This window comes from Chryseobacterium sp. IT-36CA2 (assembly GCF_949767875.1).
Taxonomy (GTDB): domain Bacteria; phylum Bacteroidota; class Bacteroidia; order Flavobacteriales; family Weeksellaceae; genus Chryseobacterium.
The window spans coordinates 410,565-437,409 of the sequence record NZ_CATKPG010000022.1 but is presented as its reverse complement, the minus strand read 5'-3'; the positions used below and the strand labels follow the sequence as shown (position 1 = coordinate 437,409).

Sequence of the window (26,845 nt, the reverse complement as noted above, 5' to 3'; positions counted from 1 at the left end):
GTTATCAGGTAGGAATGAATTAATAAGGATTCCATTTTCTAATGATATTCTGGGCAGTCAGAATCATCTCAGGATCCCAGTTTTCGGTTTTAAAATAATGAAAGTCCTGATCTTTAATAACTGCTGCATCTGCATTGTCAAAAAGAAGTTGTGTAAGCCTTGACTGCTCTTCAAACAAAACAGGATCTTCCAAAGGTTTCTCAGCAATTTTTACTTCCTTCTTATTCCAATTCTTTTTTTCACTTTCTTTCCAGTTTGAAGCTTCTATAATATTTTTAACTTGATTAAAATCATTTAAGAAATTGTCTTTTTCTTCTTCTGTTTTCAAAGTATGTCCCAGCCTTTCAATAATGATATATTCAAGATTTTGACATTGTGTCAGTACTTCAGGTAAAACAGAAAAAATCTCTTTTGGGATAACATCATCATGTGTATCTCTTCTCATCTGCTTTTTCCCATAAACACTCTCCTGCCAGCTTCCTCCGGAAAGATGAATTTCTTTCACTTTTTCCAGCGGATATAAATTTACGATTTCCTGCAACTCAACTTCAAAATTACAGGATTGACAATAAATATTGTGAAGATCTAGAATCAGAAAACCATCGGTATCTTCTGTCAGTTTATCCAAGAAAATACCTTGTTCTTTAACATCGTCAACAGAAAATGAAAAGGCTAGATTTTCTATCCCCACAGGAATATTTATAGCTTCCTGAAGCCTGTACAGCCTATCTTTTCCTATCTCTAAGGTTTTGAGATTCAAAGATACCGGCAGCGGCACTCCCTGGTGAAAATTTTCAGTGTTCATGAAACCGAAATGTTCCGTGATATGATTGTATTTCCGCAGGCTTACCTCTTCTTTAAGCTTTTTCAGCCATTCTTCCTGCCTACCTGTCCATCTTGCATCAAACAAGGAATAATAAACACCATGTCCTATTAATCGGTTATTTTCTGCATAAAAATTCAGCAGATCGCAAAGCCAGTCTGGTTCATCTGAATGATAAAGCGTATCAAAAGACCATTCCAGTACATCCACGGAATTGCTTTGCAATAATGGTAAAAGGGCAGAAACAAACTCTGCTTCTGCCATTATTGATATTCCTAATAGTGGTTTACCCATATTTTATCCCATTCCGCAAGCCGGACAGCCATGCCCACGAAGAACAAGTGTATCTTGTTTTACTACAGGCTTAGGAGTTCCCGGTTTTTTCTTTTCAATAGTATCCTGTGCAGTTGCTTTCTTTACTTTTTTAATAGGCTTTTTCACTTTAGCATTGGGTTTCGTAGTTTGTGCAGAAACTCCTACAGCTAGTAAGCTTGCCATTAATATTGCTGGAATTTTCATAATCGATTTTTTCAAATAAAATTTGCAATAAACGTTCCATTTATAAAAATACAATAATAAGCAACGTTATGATACTATTAATCAATAAATATCAAAAACTATTTTATGCTATAATACATTCTTTATTTATATTTAAGGTTAAAATAAATCTATATATGAAAAGCAGTCTGATTAAAGCTGTTTTCCTCGGGTTGGTATTATCTGCATATAGTACCGATGCCCAGGTTCAAACAGTTGACAACAGCAAAAAAATGGAATGGTTTAAAAATGCCAAACTGGGTATTTTTATTCATTGGGGAATCTATTCCGTGAATGGGATCTCAGAATCCTGGTCATTCTTCAACAATTACATCAACCACGAAAATTATATGAAACAGCTGAATGGTTTTTCAGCGTCGAAATATCAGCCTGAGCAATGGGCTAATCTGATTAAAGAATCCGGAGCCAAATATGCAGTCATTACCACCAAACATCATGATGGCGTAGCTTTATGGAACTCAAAAGCAGAAAATGCGACAACTATTTCTCAACAGTCCTTGGCAAAGAAAGATGTTCTGAGCCCATTTGTTTTGGCTTTGAAAAAATCAGGATTAAAAACCGGACTTTATTTTTCGTTGCCAGATTGGAGCCATCCGTATTATGATATTAATACCCGCATAAAAAAACGTTATGAAATAAAAGATGATCCGAAACGCTGGCAGAATTTCATCAGCTATTATCAGACTCAGCTTGATGAACTGTCTTCTCAATATTCACCTGATCTTCTTTGGTTTGATGGAGACTGGGAACATACTTCCGAGGAGTGGAAAGCGCCCCAGACTCTTGATTTACTAAAAAAATACAATTCCAATATTATTATTAATTCAAGACTCAATAATCATGGAGATTATGATACTCCTGAGCAGGGAATTCCGGTCATTCCCCCACAAAATCCCTACTGGGAACTTTGTTACACCATGAATGATTCCTGGGGATATCAACCTTACGATAAGGCATACAAAACCCCTAATATGATTGTCAGAACATTGGCAGATGTGATTAGTATGGGAGGAAATCTTCTGCTCGATATTGGTCCAAAATCTGACGGTACCATTCCTGAGGAACAGGTTGAGATTTTGAAAAATCTTGGAAGATGGACCTCTAAAAATCAGAAAGCTATTTATGAAACAACCCGTGGTATTCCTTTTGAAAATTATAAAGGAAAATCTTCATTTTCTACTTCTAAGAAATCATTATTCCTTTATCTGGAAGAAATCAAAAATTTTACAAAAATTTATGGATTAACAACAAAACCTCTTTCAGTAAAAGTGATAGGAGATCCTTCAGCTGTCATTACAATGGATCACAATACTGAAAAAACACTCACTCTTAATTTTTCCAATGTAAAATTTGACAAAGATGTTACCGTTGTAGAACTCACTTTTGATACTCCACCTGTATTTTTGAAGGATTTTAAAACAGAAGAACGTTCTCTGCCCGAAATTTTAGATCATAAGAACACTCAGGAAGCGGTCTACAATATTGCCAATATGCTTTATAATGGAAATAATCTCCTGGCTTCTTCAGGGTTGACCAGTGATGGACTTGACATGACGATCAGAAAAACACCTAAAACCAATCCTGAAATCTTACAATGGATCAGTAAACATGCAGAAGCGCTTTTTGAAACCGAAAAAGGGCTCCCGGATGGACACTACCCAGGAATGAGTGCATTATCAAAAGACAAACAGACGCTTTATCTTTTTGTGGAAGGAACACCTACAGGTCCTGTTGCTTTAAAAGGTATAAAAAACGGAATTGCCAGAATAAGAGTTGTGGGCGAAGGCACCATGCTGTCTCATACCATTTACAATAAACTGTACTGGAGTGACAGGCCTGGTATTATTTATATTGATGTTCCAAAAGAAAAACTTAACAAGCAGATGACCGTCGTTGCCGTTCTACTTAATAAGCCTCTGGAGCTGTACAGAGAAAATGTGGGAGCCATTGAAAATAATCTTTAAAACAACTGCCTATAAAAACAAAATCCGGAGAATTATCTCCGGATCTTTTATTTTGTAAGATAATTTTCTTAGAAAATCTCTCTTCCTGAAAAATGGAATTGAGCTTCGATTAATGCATTCTCGTCAGAATCAGAACCGTGAACTGCATTTTCTCCGATGCTTCTTGCGAACATTTTTCTGATTGTACCTTCTGCAGCTTCTGCAGGGTTAGTAGCACCAATTAATGTTCTGAAGTCTTCAACTGCATTGTCTTTTTCTAAAACTGCAGCTACGATAGGACCAGAGCTCATGAATTCTACTAATTCTCCATAAAATGGTCTTTCAGCGTGTACTTCATAGAATTTTTTTGCATCAGCAACTGTAAGCTGAGTTAATTTTAAAGCTTTGATTTTAAAACCTCCTTCAGCAATCTTACCCAATATAGCACCGATATGTCCGTCAGCAACTGCATCAGGCTTAATCATAGTGAATGTAATGTTAGACATAAATGTATATTTTTTTAATGGCGCAAAATTACAAAAAATATCTTTGATTTTTATTTTAATTTTTTTTTAACATAAAAATAACTTTTATTAAGAAATCATGAACCAATCTTTGGCACAGTAATTGTTTATTCTATTGCGATTCTCATGTTTAATTTGAGTTTTCATGGTTATTAGTTTTTACCCAGCTTCGGCTGGGTTTTTTATTTTCAAAAAACAGGGTGTTTTTTTGTTAATTATACAATTTTTAAAAGAATATTGCACCATATTTAATGATATCATTGCTTTTAATTCAATTGATAAAACAATTCGTTTTTATAAAAAATGATTTTTAAGGTCAATCAAAATATGACAAAAGTGGAGTTATATGTCAAAATAGTAAAGTCAAAAAGTAGAGTTATTTAAAAACCGATTTTTTTTCATCAAAATTCAAAAAATCCAGTTATTAAAAACAGACATCCAATCAAAGCATTAAATTTAATCTTAAAATAATTAATATCATAAAATATTATACTCGCGAAGTAACATGAATATATGTACAGATTGTCCGAATTAATCTGCAATGGTTATGAAAACGAATTTGTTTCTGATTATTTTTGAGCAGCTTCTTCTGCCTCATCCATCAGTTTAATGTATGTAGCATAGCGTGAATGCTCAATTTCTCCTGTTTCAAGAGCATCAATTACAGCACATTTTGGTTCATTGACGTGTAGACAATTATGGAATTTGCACTCTTCTCTCTTCTTGAAAATCTCAGGAAAGTAATGTTGTACTTCTTCTTTTTCAATATCAATCATGGCAAATTCACGAACACCAGGGGTATCGATAACATTTCCGCCAAAATGCCAGAAATGCATCTGCGCAAAAGTTGTTGTATGTTTCCCTTTAAGATGGGTATCAGAAATCTCGGATGTTTTTAAGTTTAATCCAGGTTGCAAGGCATTCACCAAAGTAGATTTTCCACAACCGGAGTGACCAAAGAATACAGAAGTTCTATCTTTAAGAATTTCCTGTAACTGCTCAAGATTTAATTTTGAATAGGATGAAATCTCCAAAGTATCATAGCCTATTTCCTGATACAGAAACTCTACGTCTTTTACAATTTCAATTTCCTCTTCATGAAGAACATCCATTTTATTAAAAAGGATTACAGGTGTAATATTATAAGCTTCACAACATGCCAAAAACCTGTCAAGGAAACCTAAAGACGTTTCGGGATGCTTTAAAGTGAAGATAAAACACGCTAAATCAATATTGGATGCAATAATGTGAGCTTCTTTTGAAAGGTTTACCGATTTTCTGATCAGATAATTGGTACGAGGTTCAATTTTCGTGATCCAGGCAATATCATCCTGTTCGAGCTGAAACTCAACAAAATCTCCTACAGCAAGTGGATTGGTAAGTCTGGTTTTTATTAATTTGAATTTCCCCCTGATTCTGGCCTCGAAAATTTTATTTGTTTCCAATTCCAAAACCTGGTACCAACTGCCTGTAGATTTAATGATTTTTCCTTTCATAGATAATGCTGGTGCAAATATACGCAATTAGGGCTTAGAATTCAGGAAATAGGTTTAAAAACACATGTTTCTGTTACCCTAAATACTGATGCCTAAGCCCTAATCTATTTTTTAGATGAAAATTTAGTGAAGGTTTTACCCTATGTTACCTTTTCTTTTCAACTTATCTCTCAATCATAATATTATTTTGAACTTCAATAGATTCTTCGTGAATCGCTTTGAAAACTTTTTCAATGAATTCCTGAGACATTCCGGTTTCTTTTGCTTTTTGATTAGCGTATTCCGTGATGACTTTCCAACGTTCAGGCTGGAAGATTGCAATATCATTCTCTTTTTTAAGCTTACCAATCTTTTCAGAAATTTTCATTCTTTGAGAAAGAAGTTCAATTAACTGGAAGTCAAGATCTGAAATCAGCGTTCTGTGTCTACCCATTTCACCTTCAAAACCTGCAAGATTAGAGCTTCTTACTTTCAGATTACCAATAAGATCTGCAAGAACTTCAGGTGTAATCTGCTGAGAAGCATCACTCCACGCCTCATCAGGATTACAGTGTGATTCAATGATAGCACCCTGGTATCCTACGTTAAGAGCTTCCTGTGTGATATCAGCAAGCCCCGTTCTGTTTCCACAGATGTGAGAAGGGTCAATCAACATTGGAATATTTGGGAACTGGCTCTTGAAATCAAGGGCAATCTGCCAGTTTGGATTATTTCTGTATTTAGTTTTCTGGTAGGTTGAAAATCCTCTGTGAATTGCTCCAAGGTTTTTAATATCCTGGCCTAAAAGTCTTTCCAAAGCTCCGATCCATAATGCAAGATCCGGATTAACAGGGTTTTTCACGAATACAGGCTTGTCTGTTCCTCTTAAAGCCATGGCGATTTCCTGTACTGTAAATGGATTTACTGTAGAACGGGCTCCAATCCAAAGAACATCTACATCTGCTTCTAAAGCAGCAAATACGTGGTGTGCATTAGCAACTTCGGTAGCTGTTTTAAAACCGTACTCTTCTTTTACTTTTTTCAGCCAGTTCAAACCGATCACTCCTACTCCTTCGAAACCGTTTGGTTTAGTACGAGGTTTCCAGATTCCTGCACGGAAAACTGATACATTGGCGTTGGATTCTTTAATTCTTTTAGCCGTTTCAAGCATTTGAGCTTCACTTTCCGCACTACATGGTCCCGCGATCATTAAAGGTTGTGTAAGCTCATTGATCCACTCATTTTTTAAATCATTTAAATTCATTATTCTAAATTTTATTGTTTTTTTATATAATTTTTTCGTTACAGCAATAGCCCTTTGGATTATAAAATTTAATTTATAATTCTTTTCAAAAAATGCCGTTCAAAATTGTTTAAAGGAATCAGGAAAATAATAGGGCTCTACTTCTCCTGTATTTTTTGGAAAGAAATTCAGTTAACAGTACCAATAAAATCGGTAATACGTTCTGAAATTTCTATAATAAGAAGCAGAAAAACTAAAATAACCGCTAAAAAAATAATTAGCGGGTGCAAAAAAAGACTGATATGTGTTATTCAAATTTTCCATTTTATTCTGGAAATGTCTTGTTTTAGCGTTTCTGGTTGTAATTTGCTTTTGTCAAAAACTTATTTTCGACACAAATATTTGACAAATATATAAAAATTATGTCAAATCAAACTTCATTAAATCATCAAGATCTTTTAAAAGTGGATTTTTTTCGATAAATTTCTCAAACATTTTTCTCTTAGTCACCACCTCAATCTTCAGATTTTCAACGTCTCTGACGTATTCTACCTCGATAATATGATTCTGAATTTTTCTTTTAAAATGATTAAAAAATTCTCCACTTATTTTATCAAATTCTACTTTTGCAGAATCTGAAGGGAACAAAACTTTGATTTTATGCTCTTCAGCTTTTACCAGTTTGAAGGTTTTCACGGCATTAAATACAAAGTTGTTTTTCACCTGAAGCTGTTTAAGCATAATTTTCCACTCCATCTGCAGATCTGTATCTGTAAAATGGTTTTGCGGAAGATTTTCGGTTCTTACAGTTACATTTTCTGTTTCTTCTACTTTATCTTCTTTATTCAGGAAAGAATTAATGCTGAAACCGGAAGACATTCCCGGTCTTGATAATGGTTTGGATGTTTTTGTTACTGGAGTTTCCTCTACTTTATCCGAAACTGCAGTCGGCTGTTCTATTTTAATTTCCTTTTTCTCAGGAGCCTTTTCCGGCATTTTCACCTCCTGTTTCTCACTGAGAAACGGAGCCAGGATCAGGAACTTTTTTTTTTAGTATCGCCTAAATTAGCTGTCAGTGAAGCCAGCTGCATTAATGCAATTTCAACCGTAAGTCTAGGGTTTTTCGAATTCTTATAATTAATATCCGCATGGTTGCAGATCTCAATACCATCTATTAACTGCTGGGCGACCCATTTTTGTCCCTGTTCTACGAACTTAGCTTTTGTCTTCTCTCCCACCTCAATGAGTTCCATGGTGGAAGCGTTTTGTGCCATCATCAGGTCTCTGAAATGATTTCCTAATCCGGCAATGAAAATATGAGGATCAAAACCTTTTTTCACAATCTCATTGAACGCGAAAAGCACTTCAGGGATTTTGTTTTCCTTGGCGAGATCTACGATGTTCAAATACTGATCATAATCCAGAATATTTAATACTTCGGCGGCTTTTGCCAGCGTAATATTTTTCTGGGAGAAAGTAGAGAGTCTGTCGAAAATAGAAAGCGCATCTCTTAATGCACCATCAGCTTTTTGTGCGATCAGATACAATGCATCGTCTTCGTACTGGATATTTTCTTTCTGGGCAATATTTTTGAGATGATTCTGGATATCTTCAATAGTAATTCTCTTGAAGTCGTAAATCTGACAACGGGATAAAATGGTTGGAATAATTTTATGCTTCTCCGTGGTTGCCAGAATAAAAATGGCATGAGCAGGCGGTTCTTCCAAAGTTTTAAGGAAAGCATTGAAAGCGGCAGAAGACAGCATATGAACCTCATCGATGATATATACTTTGTATTTACCAACCTGAGGTGCAAAGCGTACCTGATCTATCAGTTCTCTGATATCATCTACGGAGTTATTGGATGCAGCATCCAGCTCATAGATATTATAAGCAAAGCCGTCTTCTGAAACCGAGCCATCTTTCTCATTGATCTTTCTTGCCAGAATCCTCGCACAGGTAGTTTTACCCACACCGCGGGGTCCACAAAAAAGTAATGCTTGAGCTAATTGACTTTCTTCAATTGCATGTTCTAAAGTATCCGTAATATGGGATTGCCCTACAACTGTATCAAACTCTTGAGGACGATATTTTCTTGCAGATACTATAAAATTTTCCATTGGTCAAAAATAAGAAATATAGTTTTAATTTGAAAATTAAAAGTTTTCAAATATCAACAAAAAACATATTTCTGTTTAAATTGGAAAACTTTTAATCTCTATTTCTTTTTGCTGTAGGCAAAGTCAATCAACTCAACAACAGCAGCTTCAATTTCTTTTCTTCCTTCTTCAGTCTTCAGGTCGATACCGCAGAATTTGTTAGCGTTATATCCTGTATAAAGGTTAAGATAGTAAGCTCCGGAAACAATCAAAGCCATAATTGCTCTGTGTCTTGTAGCTACTCCTTCACCGAAATAAGGATCTGAGATATTCCCAAATAAAACTTCCCCTACCTCTTCACGTTGTTCAACTAATTTCTTAAGAATAGGCTTGCTTTCTGAAAGCTCCCAAAGGATAATTTTCTGAAGTTCTTTATTTTTCTTCAGGTTTTCGAACTGGTTTAATACAACCATTTTGGTAAGTTCATGTCCACCGTCGGAGAAATCCATATCAACATCCTGGTTGACCTGGCTCCAGTAATCCTGAGATTTGATATATTCATCGATCAGCTTATCAGTACTTCCAAAGTACTCATAGATCAACTTTTTATCAAATCCGGCCACTGCGGCAATTTTACTTACTTTTAGTCCGGAGTATCCTTTTACTCTTAAAATTTTACCAACTGCAGCAAGCAGTTTTTGCTTTGTTTTTTCTTTGTCCCTAATGGGGCCCTGCACTACTTTTCTAGGCATAATTATTATTTTTTCGCAATATGCAATTTTTTATTAATATCATCAAACGCATTAAGCGTTTTGTCGAGATGTTCTTTTTCGTGTCTTGCCGTTACACTCATCCTTATACGCGCATCTTTTCTTGGTACTGCCGGATAAAGAATCGGGTTGGTATAGATTCCTTTTTCTATTAGTAGTTTTCCGGCTTCTCCTGTTACATAAGGATCTCCTATTTTCACAGGAATAATTGCTGAACAGGTAACTCCGGTATCTAAACCTAGATCATCAAGTCCTTTTTTGAAATAATTGATGTTGTTCCAGAGTTTTTCTCTCCAGATGGGTTCTTCGTCTATTAAATCAATGGCTTTAACAATTCCTGCGGATGATGGTGGAGCTGTTGCTGAGAAAATCTGCTGACGGGAATGGAATCTCATAAAAGCAGCCAATTTTTTATCGGCAATGACATATCCTCCAAGATTTCCAAACGTTTTACTGAATGTTCCTGTGATAAGGTCTACTTTATCCAATAATCCAGCCTGTTCCAAAGTACCTCTACCCGTTTCTCCAAGGATACCAACGCCATGTACGTCGTCTACCATTAGAAAGGCATTATACTTTTTCACAAGATTATAGATCTCATTAATACGGGAGGTATCACCATCCTGGGAATACACTCCATCCACAATAACGAGTTTCGTACGGTACAGATTTTCAGATACCTTCAAAATGTGTTCCAAAGATTCCAAATTATTGTGCGGAAATGTTTTTTTATTGGTAAAAGCACATCCTTCGTGTACACTTGCATGCACTGCCATGTCTAAAATAGCAAGGTCTTCTTTCTGCATTAAACATTGTAAACTCGCACTATTAGCGGTATAACCGGTAGTAAATACTACGGCTTCATCTTCTGTTCGTTTAAAAAAACTTGAAATTCTTTTTTCTAGGGCGTTGTGATAATCAAAGTAGCCTCCAATAAGAGGAGTAGCTCCTGTTCCTGTTCCATACTTCTCTATTCCTTCAATAGCAGCTTGCTTTACTTTTGGGTGTTGTGTAAATCCCAAATAATCACTTGATACAAAACTAACAAATTCTCTGTTTTGGTCTGCAATATTTACATTCAATATTGCATTGGTTCCTGAAGTATTCTTCAGTCTATAATTCATGTGTCCGTTAGACTTTACAAAGTCTAAATATTCATAAAAAATTTCAGCTCTTTGAGCCATATCATTATCTGGTATATTCTCAAAGTCTTTAATAGTTGCTGTTGTGAAATTGATGCTCATCCTTAATTTTGTTTGTTGTGTGGTTTAAAAGAAACAAATATATAACTATTTAGAAGGCTTAAGCGCCTCTCATAAGATTAAATATTATTAAAGACACAATATTTTATTCTTATCATCTGGAAACCAAAGTATTTATATGTTTATCAATCTTTTTAACGTTTTCACCTATTGAATTAATTAGTTTTTTCTTACCTAAATTTAATAAAAAAATCAAACAATAAAGAAATATTAGTACATAAATAATAAAAAAATATGGTTTTTTTTCACAAACGACTCATTTATAAAAGATTATTTTCTTATTATTTTAACATTTTAATTCACTAAACAGCCTTTTAAAACAGACAATCTGGATGGCCAAATCCCTACTTAAAGACAAAAGCAGGTACAAATCTCCTGCTATAGCAATATTAAACAAAAAAAGTAGTCAAATTATGTTCTTTTTAGAATTTCTGAAATTCCCGGGAGTAAAACCGGTCATTTTTTTAAAAAATTTTGAAAAATTGGATGGGTCATATGTAAAAATACGGGCAATTTCTGCTACAGATTTATCGGAAACAATGAGCATTTTTTTAATCTGATCGATAATTTTTTCATCATAAAAAGAACAAGGGTGCTGTCCGGTTTCTTTTTTAATAGTATCAGAAAGATGTTTATGAGAGATCGCAAGCTTTCCTGCAATTTCATTCAGTTCCATAAATTCAGGAACAGTTCCGAAAATTACATCCTGAATATGCTTGTCTAAAAAAGCAAAATACTGAAGGGTGATTTCTTCACTTCTTTTCATCGTGTATTGTTCTTGTTAATCTGTATTCAATATATAAATTTAATCATAAGATACAAAATAGCACGGTGAACTTTTCGGATATTTCAAGCTGAATATTTAATAAAAACTATCTTTAAAAGCCTGTGTAGAATTTTTCACTTTCAGTTTTTCCAGAATATTCTGACGGTGTCTGCTCACGGTATTGATACTTATAGAAAGAAGATCAGCAATTTCTTTACTTGCATACCCCTCTCCTACAAATCTCAAGACTTCCATCTCCCTTGGGCTCAGAATATTTTTATAATCAAGCCTGTCTTTTACAAGAACTTCTCCTTTGATTGTATTGACAATCATAAAATCAGGAACTGATGAGGAAGAAAGTGCAATATTATAAAGACAGAAAGCCAGTCTCAACCTGCCATTGTAAGGAGAATAAATATAAAACATACGATGCTTCACCCAACGATACTCTTCATTTTTATCTTTCATTCTTATTTTTGAAACAACACTGTAAGCTGCACGCTGGTCAGCCTCCGTTGCTTCCAGTAATTTGAAAAAACGAAGCTCATGGATATATTTCTTTAGCCGGTCATCAGGATGTATCTTTTTCAGCATTTCTTCTTCCCAGATTGAATCAATTTCTATTGGATTTTCCCCTACACTGAGTCCCAGTTCGCCCGCTGCTGCGGATTTATAAATATAGCTTTTATTCTCCTGCATATCGCTCAATACAGATATAGCACCTTCCATCTGAGAATACACAAGTGCTCTTTGTTTATAGATTTCTATATCAAGCAGACACTTTTTGGAGGTTTTGTCCAGTAATTTATCACTGAGCTGTTCACGTATTTCCATAATGGTTATTTATCAGTATTGACGCGATTCGGGTTTAATTATATTTTTGCTAAAATAATAATTTACCCTTAGAACTTATTTAAAATAGAATGAAGAAATTGCTTTTAGGCTTTTGTATACTATCCCTGGTTCAAAATCTCTCTGCCCAGACTCTGGAGAAGATGACATGGTTTAATGAACCTGAAAAATGGGAAATCAAAAACAACAGCCTGTCTATGTTTGTGACTCCGCAGAGTGATTACTGGAGAGTTTCCCACTATGGATTTACTGTTGATGATGCACCTTTTTACTACACTACTTATGGAGGAGAATTTGAAGCAAAAGTAAAAATCACAGGCAGCTATAGAGCAAGATTTGATCAGATGGGACTTATGCTCAGAACAGATAAAGAGCACTACATCAAAGCCGGAGTGGAATTTGTAGATGGCAAGTACAACCTCAGCACTGTGGTAACTCACAACAAAAGCGACTGGAGCGTTATCACTTTAGACAAAACACCTCCTGCCATATGGATAAAAGCAGTGAGAAGACTGGACGCTGTAGAAATATTTTACTCATTTGATGATAAGAATTATATCATGATGAGAAATGCTCCTCTACAGGACAACACTCCTGTAATGGTCGGTTTAATGGCAGCCTGCCCAGACGGACAAGGTTTCAATGCTCTTTTTGAAAACTTCAAAGTAAAACATCTTCCGGACGAGCGCAGACTAAAGTGGCTTGAAACCCATAAATAATGATTGAATTACACTTCAATATACAGTCAATTTTATTCACCTCCCATCATTTCCGGGAGGTTTTTTTGTAATTCCGACAACAAAACAGGAATTAGCAGTTTTTAAAAGTCTTATGTAATGTAATACTGACAGCTTTATTTCCGTTAAACAGAACCGACAAGATAACTTTCTTTCCTAACCAAGTTTGACCCACGTGGTAAGTCCAAATATTGTGTTTAAAAAAATTGAAACCATCACCCATTTCAGCTTTCACTTCGTGGCGTGTTTTTCCAATTAGATAGTTAAAATTATCTTTATTCATTTCATTATGTTTGCCATTCCTTTACAAAACCAATGCCATTCAACTAGAAATCAGTATCTTCTAGTAATACTTCTATAATAAATTCGTATTTTTTAATGGAATGAAAAGGAATAGAAACATCAAAAGATCTCATTAAAGAGACCCTTTGCTTTGTGAGATAAAACCGTTTGTGTTCTTAGAATCATTATTCAGAAACAAAGTTCCTTTAATTGTTCTGAGAATATTTTTGCAAAAATATGAATATTCATCAGTGATGACAAAGACATTCTGTAGAATTAACCTCTGTTTTTTGTCAAACTTTTACTACAAAAAGCAATTCAATAAAACTTAAACTATTAATCTATAAATAATAAAAAAAATTCCACAAACATCAATATTTTACATTTATAAAATTCTAAAACAAATCGCAAATCAGGTATATCATTGACATCTAAAGAAGTTATTTTAAATTGAATCACGAATAAATTTGTCACTTATTATTGAATTACTAAAATATTTCAGCATTATTTAAGTACCACACTATCCGGAAACCTCGATAAAACTTATAGAAAACAGATTACGAAATACTAATTTATCCCCATAATTTCACTATTTTTACACAATCAAAAAAAATAAAACACAATAGACCAGAAAACACCAATGATAAAAATTTATTTTCAATCGTTCCCGATCATTAAAAAAACTTCGACTTGTACAAATACTATTATTAACCGCCTATTGCATTAGCAGCAGGCATAGATCAGTTTTGCACATTTATGAGAGTTTGGGCATTTATTTTTGCTTGTATATCTTTAACTGTTTCCGGACAGCGCCACATTTCCCCGTGGCACAATATAGACAATGGAGTTTCACCAATAGAACCACCTTTTCATCAGACTATCTTGTTCAGAGTGTCTGCTGCTATCATTATTCTGATTATTATTATCATTATTTTTCAGCTAACAACCAATTTTTTAAGGATAAAGAATAAAACATTAAAACAAATTGTTCACAATAAAAATTCTGAACTAAAAGAAACTTATCTCCATCTGGAACTGGTAAAAAGCAACCTGCAAAAGGAAACAGAATATCAGAAAAAGCTGGTAGAAACTATCAGTCATGATATTACAACACCAATCAGGTTTATTGCGATGCTTTCCCAAAAAATTCATGAGTCTGATGACTTAGAACTTCAGAAGAAATATTTTGACAGCATTTATAAATCTTCGGAGCAGCTTTATCAGTTTACCCTGAACTTAAAGGAATACACAGAGCTTTACAAAGCCGAAAATATTTTTGAAGAGAAAGAATATCCTATCAATAGAATTCTGGAAATCAAGAACAGATTATTTTGTGAAATTGCAAAAGAAAAAGGAACAGTCATCACTAATCTTACTGATCATAAAGTATATTCTAAAGTAAATGAAAGTATTTTAACCGCCATTATTCACAATATCCTTGATAATGCTGTGAAAAATACTTTTGAAGGAAATATCATCCTAAACATTACAGAAAACCAACAAAAATCTACAATAATTATTGCCGATACAGGAATCGGAATGTCAGCAGAACAGATTGCAAGTTATATGAGCCTGTTCAGAAATCCTAAGCTGGAAACTCCTAGTTTCAAAGGAAAAGGACTTGGTCTTCATATGGTTATCCATCTGGTAAAAAAGATCAATGCTGAAATCAGTTTCAGGCAAAATGAACCTCAAGGAACTGTGGTAGAAATAACACTCAATAAAAACTAATTTGTATGAATGAAAGAATTTTAATTGCTGATGATCACTATGTAGTAAGAGCAGGCACATCACTGGTTCTTGAAACTGCTTATCCGGAGCTAAAAATAGATTTTGCAGAAAACTACGACCAGGTAAAAAATAAGATCGGCTTTTCACGTTATGATCTTCTTATTTTAGATATTGATATGCCCGGAACACAGTATAAAAAAATGATTCCGGAATTAAAAGATATACAGAATGACCTTAAGATTCTGATATTCTCAGGTTATGATAAGGATGTTGCCATTCAATACATCAGAGAAGGTGCGGAAGGTTATCTCAACAAACAAAGCAGTGAGGAAGAAATTAAGAATGCTGTAAAAACTGTGATTGAAAAGGGGTATTTCTACCCTGCAGAACTAATTGGCCTTATTATCCAAAACAAAAGAGACAATCCTGTAGAAAAGTTATCCTCCCGTGAGTATGAAATTTTCAAACTCCTTGCCGATGGAAACGGAAACCTGGAAATTGCCAACAGGCTTAATATTCAAATGTCTACAGTAAGTACTTACAAGAAAAGAATTTTTCAAAAGCTTAACGTTGCCAATATTGCAGAATTAATCAAGGTATACGAAATGATGCATTAAAAAAATGGGGTCGGAATAATTTAATTCCGACCCCGGAAAAAACACAAATCTCATTAGGTTTTAAACAGCTAACCTATTGAGCCCGTAGATTTTTTTATATTGTCATTGTATTTTTAGAATTCTCAGAATGGCTTTATGAAAAAGCGTCTTTTAATATAATCTCTGTACAGAAAGAAACAGTTCTCTTGTGTTATCAGCAGTATTGGAATCTGTTGTGGTAGCATCACTGCTTCCTGTTGTGGATTTATTATCTACACGGAATGCAAAATACACTCTGTACCACCTTGGTTCCGGTTCCTGTATTGTAATATCAAAGGTTACCGTCTCATTATGGGTCTGGCTAAGATAAACACCGTCATCAAACTGCCTGAAGGCTCCTGGTGACAGCTTAATATTTCCGTTATCAGAATCCCCGGTATGAGTAGACATCTCCGAAACCCAGATTTTTACATCTGAAGTTCCTACATTATAGAGCCTTGGATTAAAAGAAGTAACTGCTCCTGTACCTGCTGAACTACTGTTGAACTGAGCATCAAGTCTTAAAAAACCTCCCAAAACAGGAAGATCGGTAAGATAAGTACTGGCCAATGTACTTGCTCCTGAAGTCCCTGCAGGAATGCTTCCATGATAATAGATCAGGTCTCCGATGGTAATATCATCATCTTTACCCCCAAATGCGAACTTCCAGGTGGTTCCATTGAACATATAGTATCCGGCTTTATCTACTTTCGCCGTTTTTACAGAAGGTGCGGTCACAGCCTGTGTTACATAAACCAATGCTCCGGTCTGTGCAGCTAAATAGACATCATCTTTAGCTTTCAATTGATCCCCTGTTATTCTTGGAGCCATCACCCCATCAGGCACAGTAACCACGTCTGGCTTTCCTTCTACATGTAATGTTACTTTGGGAGAATCTGTATTAATACCTACTTGGGAAAATGCAGCTACTGAAAAAGACATCATTATGCTGGCAAGAGTTAATTTTATTTTCTTCATTTTAGTATATTTGTTTAAAAATTATTTGACTTGTTCAAAAAATTGAATAAATCATGTGGGGTCAACTGAGATATCATCAATCAACTTTTATTGAGCTAGCTGGTGCAAAGTTATCCGCATTGACAAATCAAATTCATGAATAATCAATGAAAAACCGGAAACGACTCAACAAAACACAAATTATTAATACACAGATTATTACCACAGTCATTTTCTTATATTTGATTGTTGTAAAATGTATTTAAATGATTTAAAATTATCTATTACCACAAATGACCACCGAAAAAGACATAAAAATTGAAGAGTACAAAAGACAGCTGGTATATTATTACCACATTCTGATGTCTGTTATTCTTGCCATATTTGGTTTGATATTTACTTTTATTATTCCGGATAAAATAATGGCCTGGTATCTTTTTGGAGGACTTTTTTTGCTATTATACACTTACATGATTGTGCGTAAGACGTACTCGGTAGATGTAATGGTGCATTCTTATATTGTTATTGCAACCCTTTATAATTTTTACATTATGCTTGCTTTCTGGGATAATTCTATAGCAAGCTTTGTATGGCTTATTCCAATTCCATTAGCCGCATATGTTTTCTTTCAGAGAAAGTATGTCTTTATTTACAGCATGTTTGTATTGCTGAATATTATTGCGGGATATCTTATTTCAAAAACATTCAGCTTTAATTTCCCAAAACACAGACCTGAAGATGTAAGAATTACGGACACCATTCTTATGATATCCAATGTAGCTGTAATAGCACTCCTGCTCTATTTTAAGGATAAAATAAAAAGAGTTGAAATTTACCATGAAATCGAAGAAAAAAAACAAAACATAGCAATACAGCCACTCAATGTAACAGAGAAGGCTCCGTTTGCAGATGAGTTATTTGAGAAAATAGAACTTGTCATGAGGGAAAAACAGCTGTATAAAGATGTTAATTTCAATATTTCGAAGCTTTCAACAGAAATGAATATTAACAGCAGTTATATTTCAAAATCAATCCGTGCTAAAGGATATCCCAACTTCAACAATTATCTGAATATGCATAGAATTGAATGCGTAAAAAGACTTCTTAGTGAAAATGATATTGAAAAGGTAACCCTTATGTATATTTATACGGAAGCAGGATTCTCTAACCAGTCTACTTTCAACAGAGTATTCAAGCAGATGGAAAACATTACGCCTTCCGAATACATCAGCAGCCTGCAGCTCCACTGATTTGTTTCACCAATAAATATCATCGAGATAATGATTTTTACATTCGGAAAATAATCAGGAAATTTGTAAAACTTAATTTTCTGTCAAACAACTGCATTTTAATTGCAAAAAAAATAATGAATTCATCTGAAAAAGCCATTCAGGGAAGCTCACGTTTCCGATATATAAAACTTTGTATTTTCTTTTCAGGACTTTCGGTTTTTGCACAGCTTTATCTTTTCCAGCCGATGCTGCCGATGGCTGCAGAACAGTTTGGGGTTTCCGTAGGTGACACTTCCCTTCTGGTATCTTCATCCACGATAGGGATGGCATTGGGATTATTATTTTTTGCTTTTAAAGCTGACAGTTATTCGAGGAAGAATTTAATGGTTTTTTCACTGATTTCATCTGCGCTGCTCACCATTATTTCCACCTGGATCCCAAGCTTAAGCCTTTTGATTGCTGTTGGAGTACTGAAAGGTTTTGTTGTTTCCGGTGTTTCAGCAGTCGCCCTGGCCTATCTTACGGAAGAAGTAAATGCTTTGGCAGTGCCAGCGGCAATCAGTATGTATCTCAGTGGAAATACAATTGGCGGGATGAGCGGAAGGATAATGGCTACTCTGTTTGCAGGTGAATTCGGATGGCGCAATGCTGTTCTTCTTATCGGGGTAGAAAGTTTCATTCTGGGGGCTGTATTCTGGAAATTATTTCCTGAATCACGGTTTTTCAATCCACAGAAAACTGATTATCACCTCAAGGTAAAACAGATGAAGTTTTTCCTTACCAATCCTTATATGCTTCGTTTATACTGTACAGCAGCTTTACTGATGGGTGTTTTTGTGAGTGTTTATAATTATCTGACGTTCAGATTAGAGGCAGAACCTTTTTCATTAAGCCATTTTATTATCGCTTTTATCTTCCTGATGTATATCTTTGGCGTCTTTGGAACGATGATCGTAGGCCGTCTTTCCAGAAGGTTTCCCATGAATAATATTCTTAAAGCGTCTATTCTGTCTATGCTTACGGGAGCAGCATTATTATTATCCGAAAACATCTATATTCTTATTTTCGGACTTGGACTTTTTACCTTATCATTTTTCGCAGCCCACACTATGGCAAGTCAGATGACCGCATTATATGCCAAACGAGGAAAATCTTCAGCAACTTCTATTTACTGGCTGTTTTACTATTTTGGTTCAAGCATATTAGGAAGTGGTACTGGATATCTGCTTCATGCTTATTCCTGGAATGTTTTCATAGCCGTTCTTATCATTTCCGTTATCATAGCACTTATTTTAACTACGGTGAATGTAAATCCAAAAGCAACGGCAAAACATTAGTACCACATACATACCACATTTATTTTTTCGGCACATTCAATAATTCGCCCCCGTGTGTACTATTTTAACATATTATTAATTTTTTATAGTAAAAATTTAACCTAAATTTCAACAAAACAGGACTTAGCAAAACAATGTAGGGCATGCTATTTGATGTTTATCTGTAACCATATCATCAACTAAAAATCAAAATATTATGAACGTAGCAGATCTAAAAATCAAGAACTTAGTGGAGTACAAAAACCAGATTTTCACAATCACTGAGATCTTTCACAATGTCGAGCAGGATTATTTTGTTAAAATTGAAAATGATATTCAAAGTATTTCCGTTCCGGCAGCCTCCATCAAACCTATTAAAATAACGGAAGAATGGCTTGAAAAACTGGGATTTTCAAGGACATACAGTTCGGAGCAGAGCATCCGGTATGAAAGACCGGAATCTTTTATAAAATACGATATAGACCTGAGCTCCAGAAAAATACTGGAAGGGCTAAAAATATACGGGAACGCCATAAAATGCAGATATATCCATGAGTTTCAGAATATTTTCTCAAGCTTATTCGGAAAAGAAACTGCTTTACATTATGGGTATTTGAAAACAGAATCGTAGTTAAATAGTTCTTAGTTGAGGAAGACCACAATTTAGCCCGTAAATTGTGGTCTTCTTTTTAGAATAAAGCAGGTAAAAACCAACATTCTTCATTTAAAATAATTCCGAAAACTTCACCATTGCTATCTCATTAATTTCATTGATATTTGTATTAATAATATAAAAAAACACATCAATGATTCTAAAGATAATTAATTCTGCATTGATTTTATTTGCTGTCTTTATGGGCTTCAAACAAGGAATTGCTATGATTTCCGGTAAAGCTGAAATGACAGAAATGTTCGGAAAATGGGGTTTTGACAAAACAGGGCTTATGATTAATGGAGCCCTTACTATATTGGCTTCTGTAATGATTTTATTCCCAAAAACATTTGTCTGGGGAAATTTTCTGATGGCGGCCGGCATCTTATTGATTATCTGTTTCCAGCTTTTAAATAAAGACCTGAAAGGTGCCATGATAGAGCTTCCATTTCTTTGTTTAAACCTGCTCATTATTTATCTGCAACATCCTCTTAAAAGCTAAAACCGATGAAACCCTATAAGTTAATCATCATATTTCTGATAGGCTTCTCCTGCATAGCCTGCGGACAAAATACAAACACAAGGAAACAAAATATTCAACCAAAATCTTCAAAAAAACAACAAATAATGGACTTAACAAAAATAACTGATCTGGAAGTAAAAAAAGCCATTGAAGCTTTACAAGCTGGTGATAAAAGCTGGTACGGTTTCTTTACGGAAAACCCGACAATGACCGATGATGGCCGTTCTATAGATTTTAACTCTTTCTTCTCCAATGCTCTGGGTAATGAAATGTTTCTTAGCATAGACCGCGTAGAAAATGATGGAAAAAATATATATGGTAATTTTAAGGCTGGAAAATGGGGAACCTTTCAGACTTATTTCAAATTCCATAAAAATGCAGAAGGTAAATTTGATAAACTGGATATCGGACAGGCCAAATAAGTTCTTTTATACTAAAAAAGTGTCATTCAGGGTTTTAATTATAAAAACATCCGGAATGGCACTTTTGAGAGCTATTTTATTCTTTTAAATTCAATCTGGTTAAAATTGGCTCCTGAAAGCATAAATCCTGAAATAGCTTTGTTTTTATCGTATTTAAAACTAAGCCGTCCGAAGTGGGATTTATAGGAATACATTTCTGATTCACTCAGGAAGTATAAAGGAATATCGGGATTGATTGAATGCCTGGCAACCAGTTTATTGTTTTCTACAACTAACTGATAAATAGTATTAAACTCTTCATTTCTATAGAATCCAATATACTTATTAAGATCTACAGCATTCTCTTTCAAAGACTTTAATACTACTTTTTTACAGGTAAATGTAAAATCTCCAATTCTGAAAGTTAGGTTCCCGGTATGAAATGTGAGGCTTCCTGTTGGAAGGAAAGGAATAATAAATTTATTATCACCTGCTAATTGTAAAGGAGTTTCATTATTATCCCAGTATAGATTTTTGCCATCTGTTTTTATTTCGAGATAGTTTCCCGGATTGATTTCATAAATTCCTTCAAATGACTTCAGTTTACCAGCCGTATAAGATACTTTCTCTGGAGATGCCGGAAGAACCTGCTGCTCTTTAAGAAATACATCTACCAGCCCATAAGCAACCAGTAAACCATCAAAAACACTTTTATTTCCCATCAGTACAACAGACAAATGATAAGCAGGAACATGCAGAATATACGATCTGTAACTGGCTGTCCCGCCTCCGTGAAAGACAATATCCAATCCTTTATATTTTCCGGTTTGCAACCCCATCCCGTATTCAATTTTCTCGCCAGTATTCAAAAGTGTATTTTGCTGCATCTTACTGTAAATCTCCCGGCTTCCAATCAATGGTTTCTGAAAATTGGCGGCCCAAATACAAAGGTCATTCAAAGTGGTAAAAATATTAGAAGACCCATTTTCCATCTGCCCAAGAGGTGTTTTGACAAAACCGGAACTCTTTTCCTGATAAGATTCTGCTCTATTGGGTATAATTTTTACAGGATCATTCACTGCCATCGTACGATCCATATGCAATGGCTTGAGAATATATTCTTTAAGTATTTGTGCAAAATCTTTTTTATAAACTCTGTGAAGAATTTCCGCCAGCAGCATAAATCCGGTATTGTTATAGCTGTACTGATCACCAGGTTTAAAGTTGATGCTTTTAATAGCCAAAACAGTTTTCACGGCTTCAGCATTAGTTACTCTAAATTCATCTCCGAATCCCTGCAGTCTTTTGATACTTGTAAAATCCGGTAATCCATGGGTATGATTAGCCAGCTGTCTGATAGTAATTTTATAAGGCAGATTCTTCAGCTCCGGCAGATAATTTCTGATGTCATCTTCCAGCGATAATCTGCCTTCTTTTTCAGCCATAAGGGTAATAAATGCAGTAAACTGTTTTGAAACAGAAGCAATATCAAAAGCTGTAGAGTCTGTTACTGGAATCTTGTCTTCAAGATTCGCCAGTCCGTATGTTTTTTTGTAGATTACTTTTCCATCTTTTATAATACCTACAGCCATTCCGGGAGCATTGGGTTGGGAGTAAATGCTCAATACGGAATCTGCTTTGTGAATTTTATCCTGCAGGGTTACCTGCCCGAAATAAAGCCCGGTATTCAGGATGGCAAAAAGAAACAATAGGAGTCTGATTTGTGGTTTCATCTGTTTTATATTTTAATGATGAAGCAAATCTGGAACTTTGTACTGATTTAAATATCCGACTATCGGAAATCGGACTCTTTTTGTCTGAAAAATCAGTTCGACTTAAAGTCGGACACCATTTAAACAACTGATTTTCTGTAATCTGTAGGAGTAACACCTGTTTCTTTTTTAAACGCTGTATAAAATGAAGATTTTGAATTGAACCCCACTTCATACAAAACTTCAAGCACCGTAAGCTGAGGGTGATCCTTGAGAAGATTTTTAGCTTTGTTTATTCTGAACTCATTAATAAAGTCAAAAAAATGTTTACCCGTATGCTTATTAATTAAGACCGACAACTGCTTTTCCTGCATACCAATCAGTTCTGCCAGCTTCTGCAAAGTCAGCTTGTCATCCAGATAAGGATTTTCGGTTTTCATAAAATTCAGAAGGCTTTTCAGCTGTTCTGGCTCCTCTTTCAGAGATTCTTCAGCCTGTTGTACCGGAACAAGATCTTTATTGATCCCTGCCAGAAGATTGGGACGGTATAAAGCATTTAATACAAACCAGCTAATGACAAATAATACAAATATTGAGTTCAGGGTGTATAAATATAAAAATGCAGTTTCATTATCTTTCAAAAATTCCCTGATCAATACAAAAGTATTCCCAATCAAAAAGAGAATTGTAGTCTGCAAGAGCCACTTATAAGTAAGATGATGATTGCTGGAATAATTTTCCTGATACAGTTTTCTGAAAGTCCTCAGTTCAAAAAATACAGCAACGATATAAAAGTAATACTGAACCGTAGAAACAATATCAAATACGTTGTTATTTTGCTCCGAAATTCCTGTTATGCCAAACCAAATCAGAAAAAACAAAAAAGGTAATGCGTGCAGAAGATGTTTTTTACGAAAAGTAAAATTATAATAACACGCTGCATTAACGTACAGATAGTATAACGGCATCTGCAGCAGTACACTGGCCAGTTTGAATCCTTTGATAATTTTATTGTCAGGCGGTGTCAGGAAAAACCCGGAAAGATCAATGACAGAAACCAACAGAAAGGCAGCAAATAAATAATTCGGTAGTTTTCTTTCAGATTTTGCTGTGATTAGAAAAGCGCTTAACAGCAGAAAAAGGAAGAAAATAATTTTACCTAAATCGTTGATGAATGACATATTCTCTATTTTCATGATATTCACAAAACTACAAATAATAGTTTCTTGTTGAGTATTTTAGCCCATTGGAAAAGTACTTTTTCCAAAAACTTATTATTTCCTCTGCCCATGTTCATCATACTTTATCAAAACAAATTTTTAATATTTATGTAAATTTGTATCTGTACGCTATAAGCACAAATTTTAATGACAGATACAATACTTTTACAGCTGATAGAACACTTTAAAGAAATCGTCTCTTTGGAAGATAAAGATATTGACTGTATCATATCAAAATTAGAAATTACATCTCTTAAAAAGAAGGAATATCTTCTTCGTGAAGGACAGGTTTCCAGACATATGCGTTTCATTGCAAAAGGAAGCCTGTATGCTTATCATATTGATGAAAAAGGAAAAGAAAACACCACTCAGCTAGGTATTGAAAACTGGTGGGTGAATGATCTTTACAGCTATCTGAGTGAACTGCCATCAAGAATGTTTATTCAGGCGAATGAAGATACCACGATCATACAAATCAGTAAAGGCAACCTGGAATTATTATACAAAGAAGTTCCGGCGATTTCCGAATTCTGGCGCTTGAAAATGCAGTCTGCTTATGTTACTTTACAGGAAAGAACATTTGAACATTCCCGTGTAGATGCTTACACCAAATACAGAACATTTGTCTCAACCTACCGCAATATCGAACAGCGTTTTCCTCAATATATGATTGCTTCCTACCTTGGAATAACCGTAGAATATCTGAGTTACCTTAGAAAAAAACACCTCTCTGACGTTTCTTAAGATTTCTTAAGTTTATTCCCCTCCAGCCCGAATAATTTTGCTCACAGAAATTTAATGAGTGAAATATGAAGGCAAAAATTATCGCCATAACAGCTCTTGCATCAGTTTCTCTGAGTCTGAATGCACAGAAACTTTCCTATACCCCGGATCTTGTTTTAGGACACCGCTCCTATACTTATATGCACAATATCAATTATCAGCTGAATGATCGATTGAAATTGAACAATCTCACCCTATTTGATACAGAATACACCAAAGATAAGGAGAATATATTTTTCATTAGAAATACTCTCGCTTATAATTTTACCAAAAGGTTGAGTGCCAATGCTGCATTTGGGATGAAAAATCCGGGAGCATTTTTCAGTGCTTATCTGCAATATAAGATCATTCAGCCGTCCTATTCACTCTCCTACTCTATAGGAACTACTTATCAGAAAGGATTTTCGCTGGAACAGTCCATATCGTTTGAATATACGCCGTATCTGACAGAAAACTTTAAAGGGTATTTCAGTGTGCTTGCTATTGGAAACCTTGATGACAGCGGATATCCCAGAGGTCTTCAGTTTATCAGATTAGGTGTAAAACAGGATAAAATGATGTATGGCCTGGCTTCTAACTTCGATCAGTTTAATAACGGAAAAAAGACCCTGGAAAACATCGGGGCATTTGTAAAATATAACTTTTAAATAATTATAGGAAATGAAAAAGAACATTGATTTAGGAATGCTTATCACAAGAATTGCAATCGGATTTCCGATGTCGGTTTATGGAATCAGTAAACTGATTCATGGAGTTGGTTTTATTAAAGATATGATGACCATGCACGGATTACCGTCATTCTTTGCTTATGGAGTATTTGCCGGAGAAATTATCGCTCCCGTGATGCTGATCATAGGATTCCGGGCTCGTCTGGCAGGATTGATTTTTGCTGCCAATTGCTTCACTGCAACTATTCTTGCCCAAACAGCCAATATTTTTAAACTTAATGAATTCGGAGGCTGGGCGTTGGAACTGCTCGTAATTTATATGCTTGTAAGTCTAAGTTTTTTCTTTACCGGTGCCGGAAAATATGCAGTTTCAACCCAAAATAAATGGGATTAAAATACCCCAGAAACTTTCTGTTCACTAATTGATAAATCAGGATCTCAGGATTCTGGTTTATTTTTTTATTTATTGCAATTAAAAAATTCTTTTAGCCTTTGTTTGCATTATGTATTTTTACATTAAACTTAATCATTCCAATACTATTTTTTGAAAATGTCCCTTTTACAAAAATCAGTCGTCATTAAGGTGAATCAAAAAATTGAATACAATGAAAGAATTCTTATTGGTCTTCCGTGCAGACTACAAGTCTATGCCTAAGACATCGCCCGAACAAATGCAGGCTAACACACAAAAATGGATTTGAAGTGTAAAACTGAGCTTTTCTTTTTCTTTTTCCGCAAAACCTAGACCGATATTGGCAATTCTCAACCATAGAAACAATTGAATTTTGAATCGACATATTATTTACTGAAATAAATCTGTAAATTTAACGTTAGTCATAAAATTTTACTCAAACGATGCATTTATTTATTCAAAATATGGAAAAAACCGGTTTTACATTTCCTGAAATAGAATATGTTCTAAGTCTGGGTGAGAGAATATCTTTGAAAAAAGGAACCATTTTTTCGCAACCGAATAAGTGTTGGGAACATCTTGGTATTCTTGAAAGTGGAATATTGGGTGGCTGGAAACCCAACGAGAATTTTGACAAAAAATTCATGCAATTCTTTTATTCACCTTCACATTACCTGATTGTTGATTACGAGTGTTTTGTAGAAGATAAACCAGCCATTCAAACAATAGAGGTATTAGAAGATGCTACAATACTATTTTATAGCAGAAAGCACTACTTTGAAGTAAAAGATAAGCTTTCTAAATTTTTGGATTTGGAGAAAAGAACTGCAGAAAGAAAATTCTTAGAATCCCAAAAACTAGTTACTATGTTTCAGAACTGTGATGCAATAGAAAGAATAAAATTGATTCAAGAATCTTCACCCGAAATTATGACTAAGGTTCCTTACTCTTACATTGCTTCATTTCTGGGTTTACACAGAAATACTTTTGCACAAGCAATCAAGAAATTATAAAATTCGCACATTTTTGTGCATTGTCCTGCAATTCTTTGTTTTTAATTTTGCTTTATTATTTAAAAATTTATTAGAACGTGCAAAATAAGTAAGATCACAATTGATTGACTATTTAGTAATTTCTGCAAAGTCGCAAACGATGATTGTAGCAATACCCTTAATAAATAAACATATCACTTTTGTATTAAAACTTATAAAATGTAATTTCTAGAAACAAATTTTGAATTTTATTAATCATAAAATATAATATACTTAA

At 34.5% G+C, this 26,845-nt stretch carries 28 protein-coding genes; 13 read left to right on the top strand and 15 right to left on the bottom strand.

The window, feature by feature from the left end; all coding sequences use genetic code 11:
* Positions 1-19 precede the first annotated feature (19 nt).
* Together ACM6F9_RS16755 and ACM6F9_RS16750 are read right to left on the bottom strand one after the other, a co-directional pair.
* Positions 20-1,117 (bottom strand): DUF692 family multinuclear iron-containing protein, encoded by a 1,098-nt coding sequence (locus ACM6F9_RS16755; protein ID WP_414846766.1) that lies wholly within the window; start codon positions 1,115-1,117, stop codon positions 20-22.
* Positions 1,118-1,120: 3 nt separating this feature from the next.
* Positions 1,121-1,342 (bottom strand): hypothetical protein, encoded by a 222-nt coding sequence (locus ACM6F9_RS16750; protein WP_414846765.1) that lies wholly within the window; start codon positions 1,340-1,342, stop codon positions 1,121-1,123.
* A gap of 155 nt (positions 1,343-1,497) precedes the next feature.
* Here ACM6F9_RS16750 and ACM6F9_RS16745 point away from each other — a divergent pair, with 155 nt between their 5' ends.
* Positions 1,498-3,345: an alpha-L-fucosidase gene (locus ACM6F9_RS16745; protein WP_414846764.1), complete on the top strand. Its 1,848-nt coding sequence runs from the start codon at positions 1,498-1,500 to the stop codon at positions 3,343-3,345.
* Positions 3,346-3,413: 68 nt separating this feature from the next.
* On the opposite strand, the gene ACM6F9_RS16740 is transcribed toward ACM6F9_RS16745, so the two are convergent.
* From ACM6F9_RS16740 to ACM6F9_RS16700, 9 genes are all read right to left on the bottom strand, one after another.
* Positions 3,414-3,830 carry a nucleoside-diphosphate kinase gene (locus ACM6F9_RS16740; RefSeq protein WP_034687444.1) on the bottom strand — a complete coding sequence of 139 codons (417 nt, stop codon included), beginning with the start codon at positions 3,828-3,830 and terminating at the stop codon, positions 3,414-3,416.
* Positions 3,831-4,417: 587 nt separating this feature from the next.
* Positions 4,418-5,344, bottom strand: a complete 927-nt coding sequence (rsgA, locus tag ACM6F9_RS16735; protein WP_414846763.1) for a ribosome small subunit-dependent GTPase A — start codon at positions 5,342-5,344, stop codon at positions 4,418-4,420.
* A gap of 163 nt (positions 5,345-5,507) precedes the next feature.
* Positions 5,508-6,587, bottom strand: coding sequence for a chorismate mutase (locus ACM6F9_RS16730; protein ID WP_089691033.1), 1,080 nt, complete (start codon positions 6,585-6,587; stop codon positions 5,508-5,510).
* Positions 6,588-6,986: 399 nt separating this feature from the next.
* Positions 6,987-7,562: a hypothetical protein gene (locus tag ACM6F9_RS16725; RefSeq protein WP_414846762.1), complete on the bottom strand. Its 576-nt coding sequence runs from the start codon at positions 7,560-7,562 to the stop codon at positions 6,987-6,989.
* A 38-nt stretch (positions 7,563-7,600) separates the two neighbouring features.
* Entirely contained in the window at positions 7,601-8,686 is a 1,086-nt protein-coding gene (dnaX, locus tag ACM6F9_RS16720; protein ID WP_105702999.1) for a DNA polymerase III subunit gamma/tau, read from the bottom strand.
* Positions 8,687-8,784: 98 nt separating this feature from the next.
* Positions 8,785-9,417, bottom strand: a complete 633-nt coding sequence (locus tag ACM6F9_RS16715; RefSeq protein WP_105703000.1) for a TetR/AcrR family transcriptional regulator — start codon at positions 9,415-9,417, stop codon at positions 8,785-8,787.
* 5 nt (positions 9,418-9,422) lie between these two features.
* Entirely contained in the window at positions 9,423-10,679 is a 1,257-nt protein-coding gene (locus ACM6F9_RS16710; protein WP_414846761.1) for an aminotransferase class I/II-fold pyridoxal phosphate-dependent enzyme, read from the bottom strand.
* Between the two features lie 424 nt (positions 10,680-11,103).
* On the bottom strand, positions 11,104-11,463 hold the full coding sequence (locus ACM6F9_RS16705) for a helix-turn-helix domain-containing protein (RefSeq protein WP_414846760.1): 360 nt from the start codon (positions 11,461-11,463) through the stop codon (positions 11,104-11,106).
* 96 nt (positions 11,464-11,559) lie between these two features.
* Positions 11,560-12,297 carry a response regulator transcription factor gene (locus ACM6F9_RS16700; RefSeq protein ID WP_414846759.1) on the bottom strand — a complete coding sequence of 246 codons (738 nt, stop codon included), beginning with the start codon at positions 12,295-12,297 and terminating at the stop codon, positions 11,560-11,562.
* Between the two features lie 89 nt (positions 12,298-12,386).
* On the opposite strand from ACM6F9_RS16700, the gene ACM6F9_RS16695 reads away from it, so the two are divergent.
* Positions 12,387-13,034 carry a DUF1349 domain-containing protein gene (locus ACM6F9_RS16695; protein ID WP_414846758.1) on the top strand — a complete coding sequence of 216 codons (648 nt, stop codon included), beginning with the start codon at positions 12,387-12,389 and terminating at the stop codon, positions 13,032-13,034.
* A gap of 91 nt (positions 13,035-13,125) precedes the next feature.
* Here the strand turns inward: ACM6F9_RS16695 and ACM6F9_RS16690 are convergent, their stop codons facing one another.
* Positions 13,126-13,335: a hypothetical protein gene (locus ACM6F9_RS16690; protein ID WP_414846757.1), complete on the bottom strand. Its 210-nt coding sequence runs from the start codon at positions 13,333-13,335 to the stop codon at positions 13,126-13,128.
* 755 nt (positions 13,336-14,090) lie between these two features.
* On the opposite strand from ACM6F9_RS16690, the gene ACM6F9_RS16685 reads away from it, so the two are divergent.
* Positions 14,091-15,065: a sensor histidine kinase gene (locus tag ACM6F9_RS16685; protein WP_414846756.1), complete on the top strand. Its 975-nt coding sequence runs from the start codon at positions 14,091-14,093 to the stop codon at positions 15,063-15,065.
* 5 nt (positions 15,066-15,070) lie between these two features.
* Positions 15,071-15,682, top strand: a complete 612-nt coding sequence (locus ACM6F9_RS16680; RefSeq protein WP_414846755.1) for a response regulator — start codon at positions 15,071-15,073, stop codon at positions 15,680-15,682.
* Positions 15,683-15,832: 150 nt separating this feature from the next.
* Here ACM6F9_RS16680 and ACM6F9_RS16675 read toward each other — a convergent pair whose 3' ends face one another.
* Entirely contained in the window at positions 15,833-16,678 is an 846-nt protein-coding gene (locus ACM6F9_RS16675; protein ID WP_414846754.1) for a hypothetical protein, read from the bottom strand.
* Between the two features lie 272 nt (positions 16,679-16,950).
* Here ACM6F9_RS16675 and ACM6F9_RS16670 point away from each other — a divergent pair, with 272 nt between their 5' ends.
* From ACM6F9_RS16670 to ACM6F9_RS16650, 5 genes are all read left to right on the top strand, one after another.
* Positions 16,951-17,907 (top strand): helix-turn-helix domain-containing protein, encoded by a 957-nt coding sequence (locus ACM6F9_RS16670; RefSeq protein WP_414846753.1) that lies wholly within the window; start codon positions 16,951-16,953, stop codon positions 17,905-17,907.
* A gap of 116 nt (positions 17,908-18,023) precedes the next feature.
* Positions 18,024-19,226 (top strand): MFS transporter, encoded by a 1,203-nt coding sequence (locus tag ACM6F9_RS16665; protein ID WP_414846752.1) that lies wholly within the window; start codon positions 18,024-18,026, stop codon positions 19,224-19,226.
* Positions 19,227-19,422: 196 nt separating this feature from the next.
* The gene (locus ACM6F9_RS16660) at positions 19,423-19,836 is read left to right on the top strand and encodes a hypothetical protein (RefSeq protein WP_414846751.1); all 414 of its coding nucleotides are present in this window, start codon (positions 19,423-19,425) and stop codon (positions 19,834-19,836) included.
* Positions 19,837-20,011: 175 nt separating this feature from the next.
* A complete protein-coding gene (locus ACM6F9_RS16655; protein WP_414846750.1) occupies positions 20,012-20,359 on the top strand; it encodes a DoxX family protein in 348 nt (115 codons plus the stop codon).
* A 125-nt stretch (positions 20,360-20,484) separates the two neighbouring features.
* The gene (locus tag ACM6F9_RS16650) at positions 20,485-20,802 is read left to right on the top strand and encodes a hypothetical protein (protein WP_414846749.1); all 318 of its coding nucleotides are present in this window, start codon (positions 20,485-20,487) and stop codon (positions 20,800-20,802) included.
* Between the two features lie 71 nt (positions 20,803-20,873).
* On the opposite strand, the gene ACM6F9_RS16645 is transcribed toward ACM6F9_RS16650, so the two are convergent.
* Positions 20,874-22,514 carry a serine hydrolase domain-containing protein gene (locus tag ACM6F9_RS16645; RefSeq protein ID WP_414846748.1) on the bottom strand — a complete coding sequence of 547 codons (1,641 nt, stop codon included), beginning with the start codon at positions 22,512-22,514 and terminating at the stop codon, positions 20,874-20,876.
* A 119-nt stretch (positions 22,515-22,633) separates the two neighbouring features.
* Positions 22,634-23,689 (bottom strand): helix-turn-helix domain-containing protein, encoded by a 1,056-nt coding sequence (locus ACM6F9_RS16640; protein ID WP_414846747.1) that lies wholly within the window; start codon positions 23,687-23,689, stop codon positions 22,634-22,636.
* 171 nt (positions 23,690-23,860) lie between these two features.
* Between ACM6F9_RS16640 and ACM6F9_RS16635 the strand changes: the two genes are divergently transcribed.
* The 4 genes from ACM6F9_RS16635 to ACM6F9_RS16620 all read left to right on the top strand — a co-directional run bounded on the left by ACM6F9_RS16635 (position 23,861) and on the right by ACM6F9_RS16620 (position 26,589).
* Entirely contained in the window at positions 23,861-24,457 is a 597-nt protein-coding gene (locus ACM6F9_RS16635) for a Crp/Fnr family transcriptional regulator (RefSeq protein WP_414846746.1), read from the top strand.
* Positions 24,458-24,522: 65 nt separating this feature from the next.
* Positions 24,523-25,143 carry a hypothetical protein gene (locus tag ACM6F9_RS16630; RefSeq protein WP_414846745.1) on the top strand — a complete coding sequence of 207 codons (621 nt, stop codon included), beginning with the start codon at positions 24,523-24,525 and terminating at the stop codon, positions 25,141-25,143.
* A 13-nt stretch (positions 25,144-25,156) separates the two neighbouring features.
* Positions 25,157-25,558 (top strand): DoxX family protein, encoded by a 402-nt coding sequence (locus tag ACM6F9_RS16625; protein WP_129036631.1) that lies wholly within the window; start codon positions 25,157-25,159, stop codon positions 25,556-25,558.
* A 482-nt stretch (positions 25,559-26,040) separates the two neighbouring features.
* Positions 26,041-26,589, top strand: a complete 549-nt coding sequence (locus ACM6F9_RS16620; RefSeq protein WP_414846744.1) for a Crp/Fnr family transcriptional regulator — start codon at positions 26,041-26,043, stop codon at positions 26,587-26,589.
* Positions 26,590-26,845 lie beyond the last annotated feature (256 nt).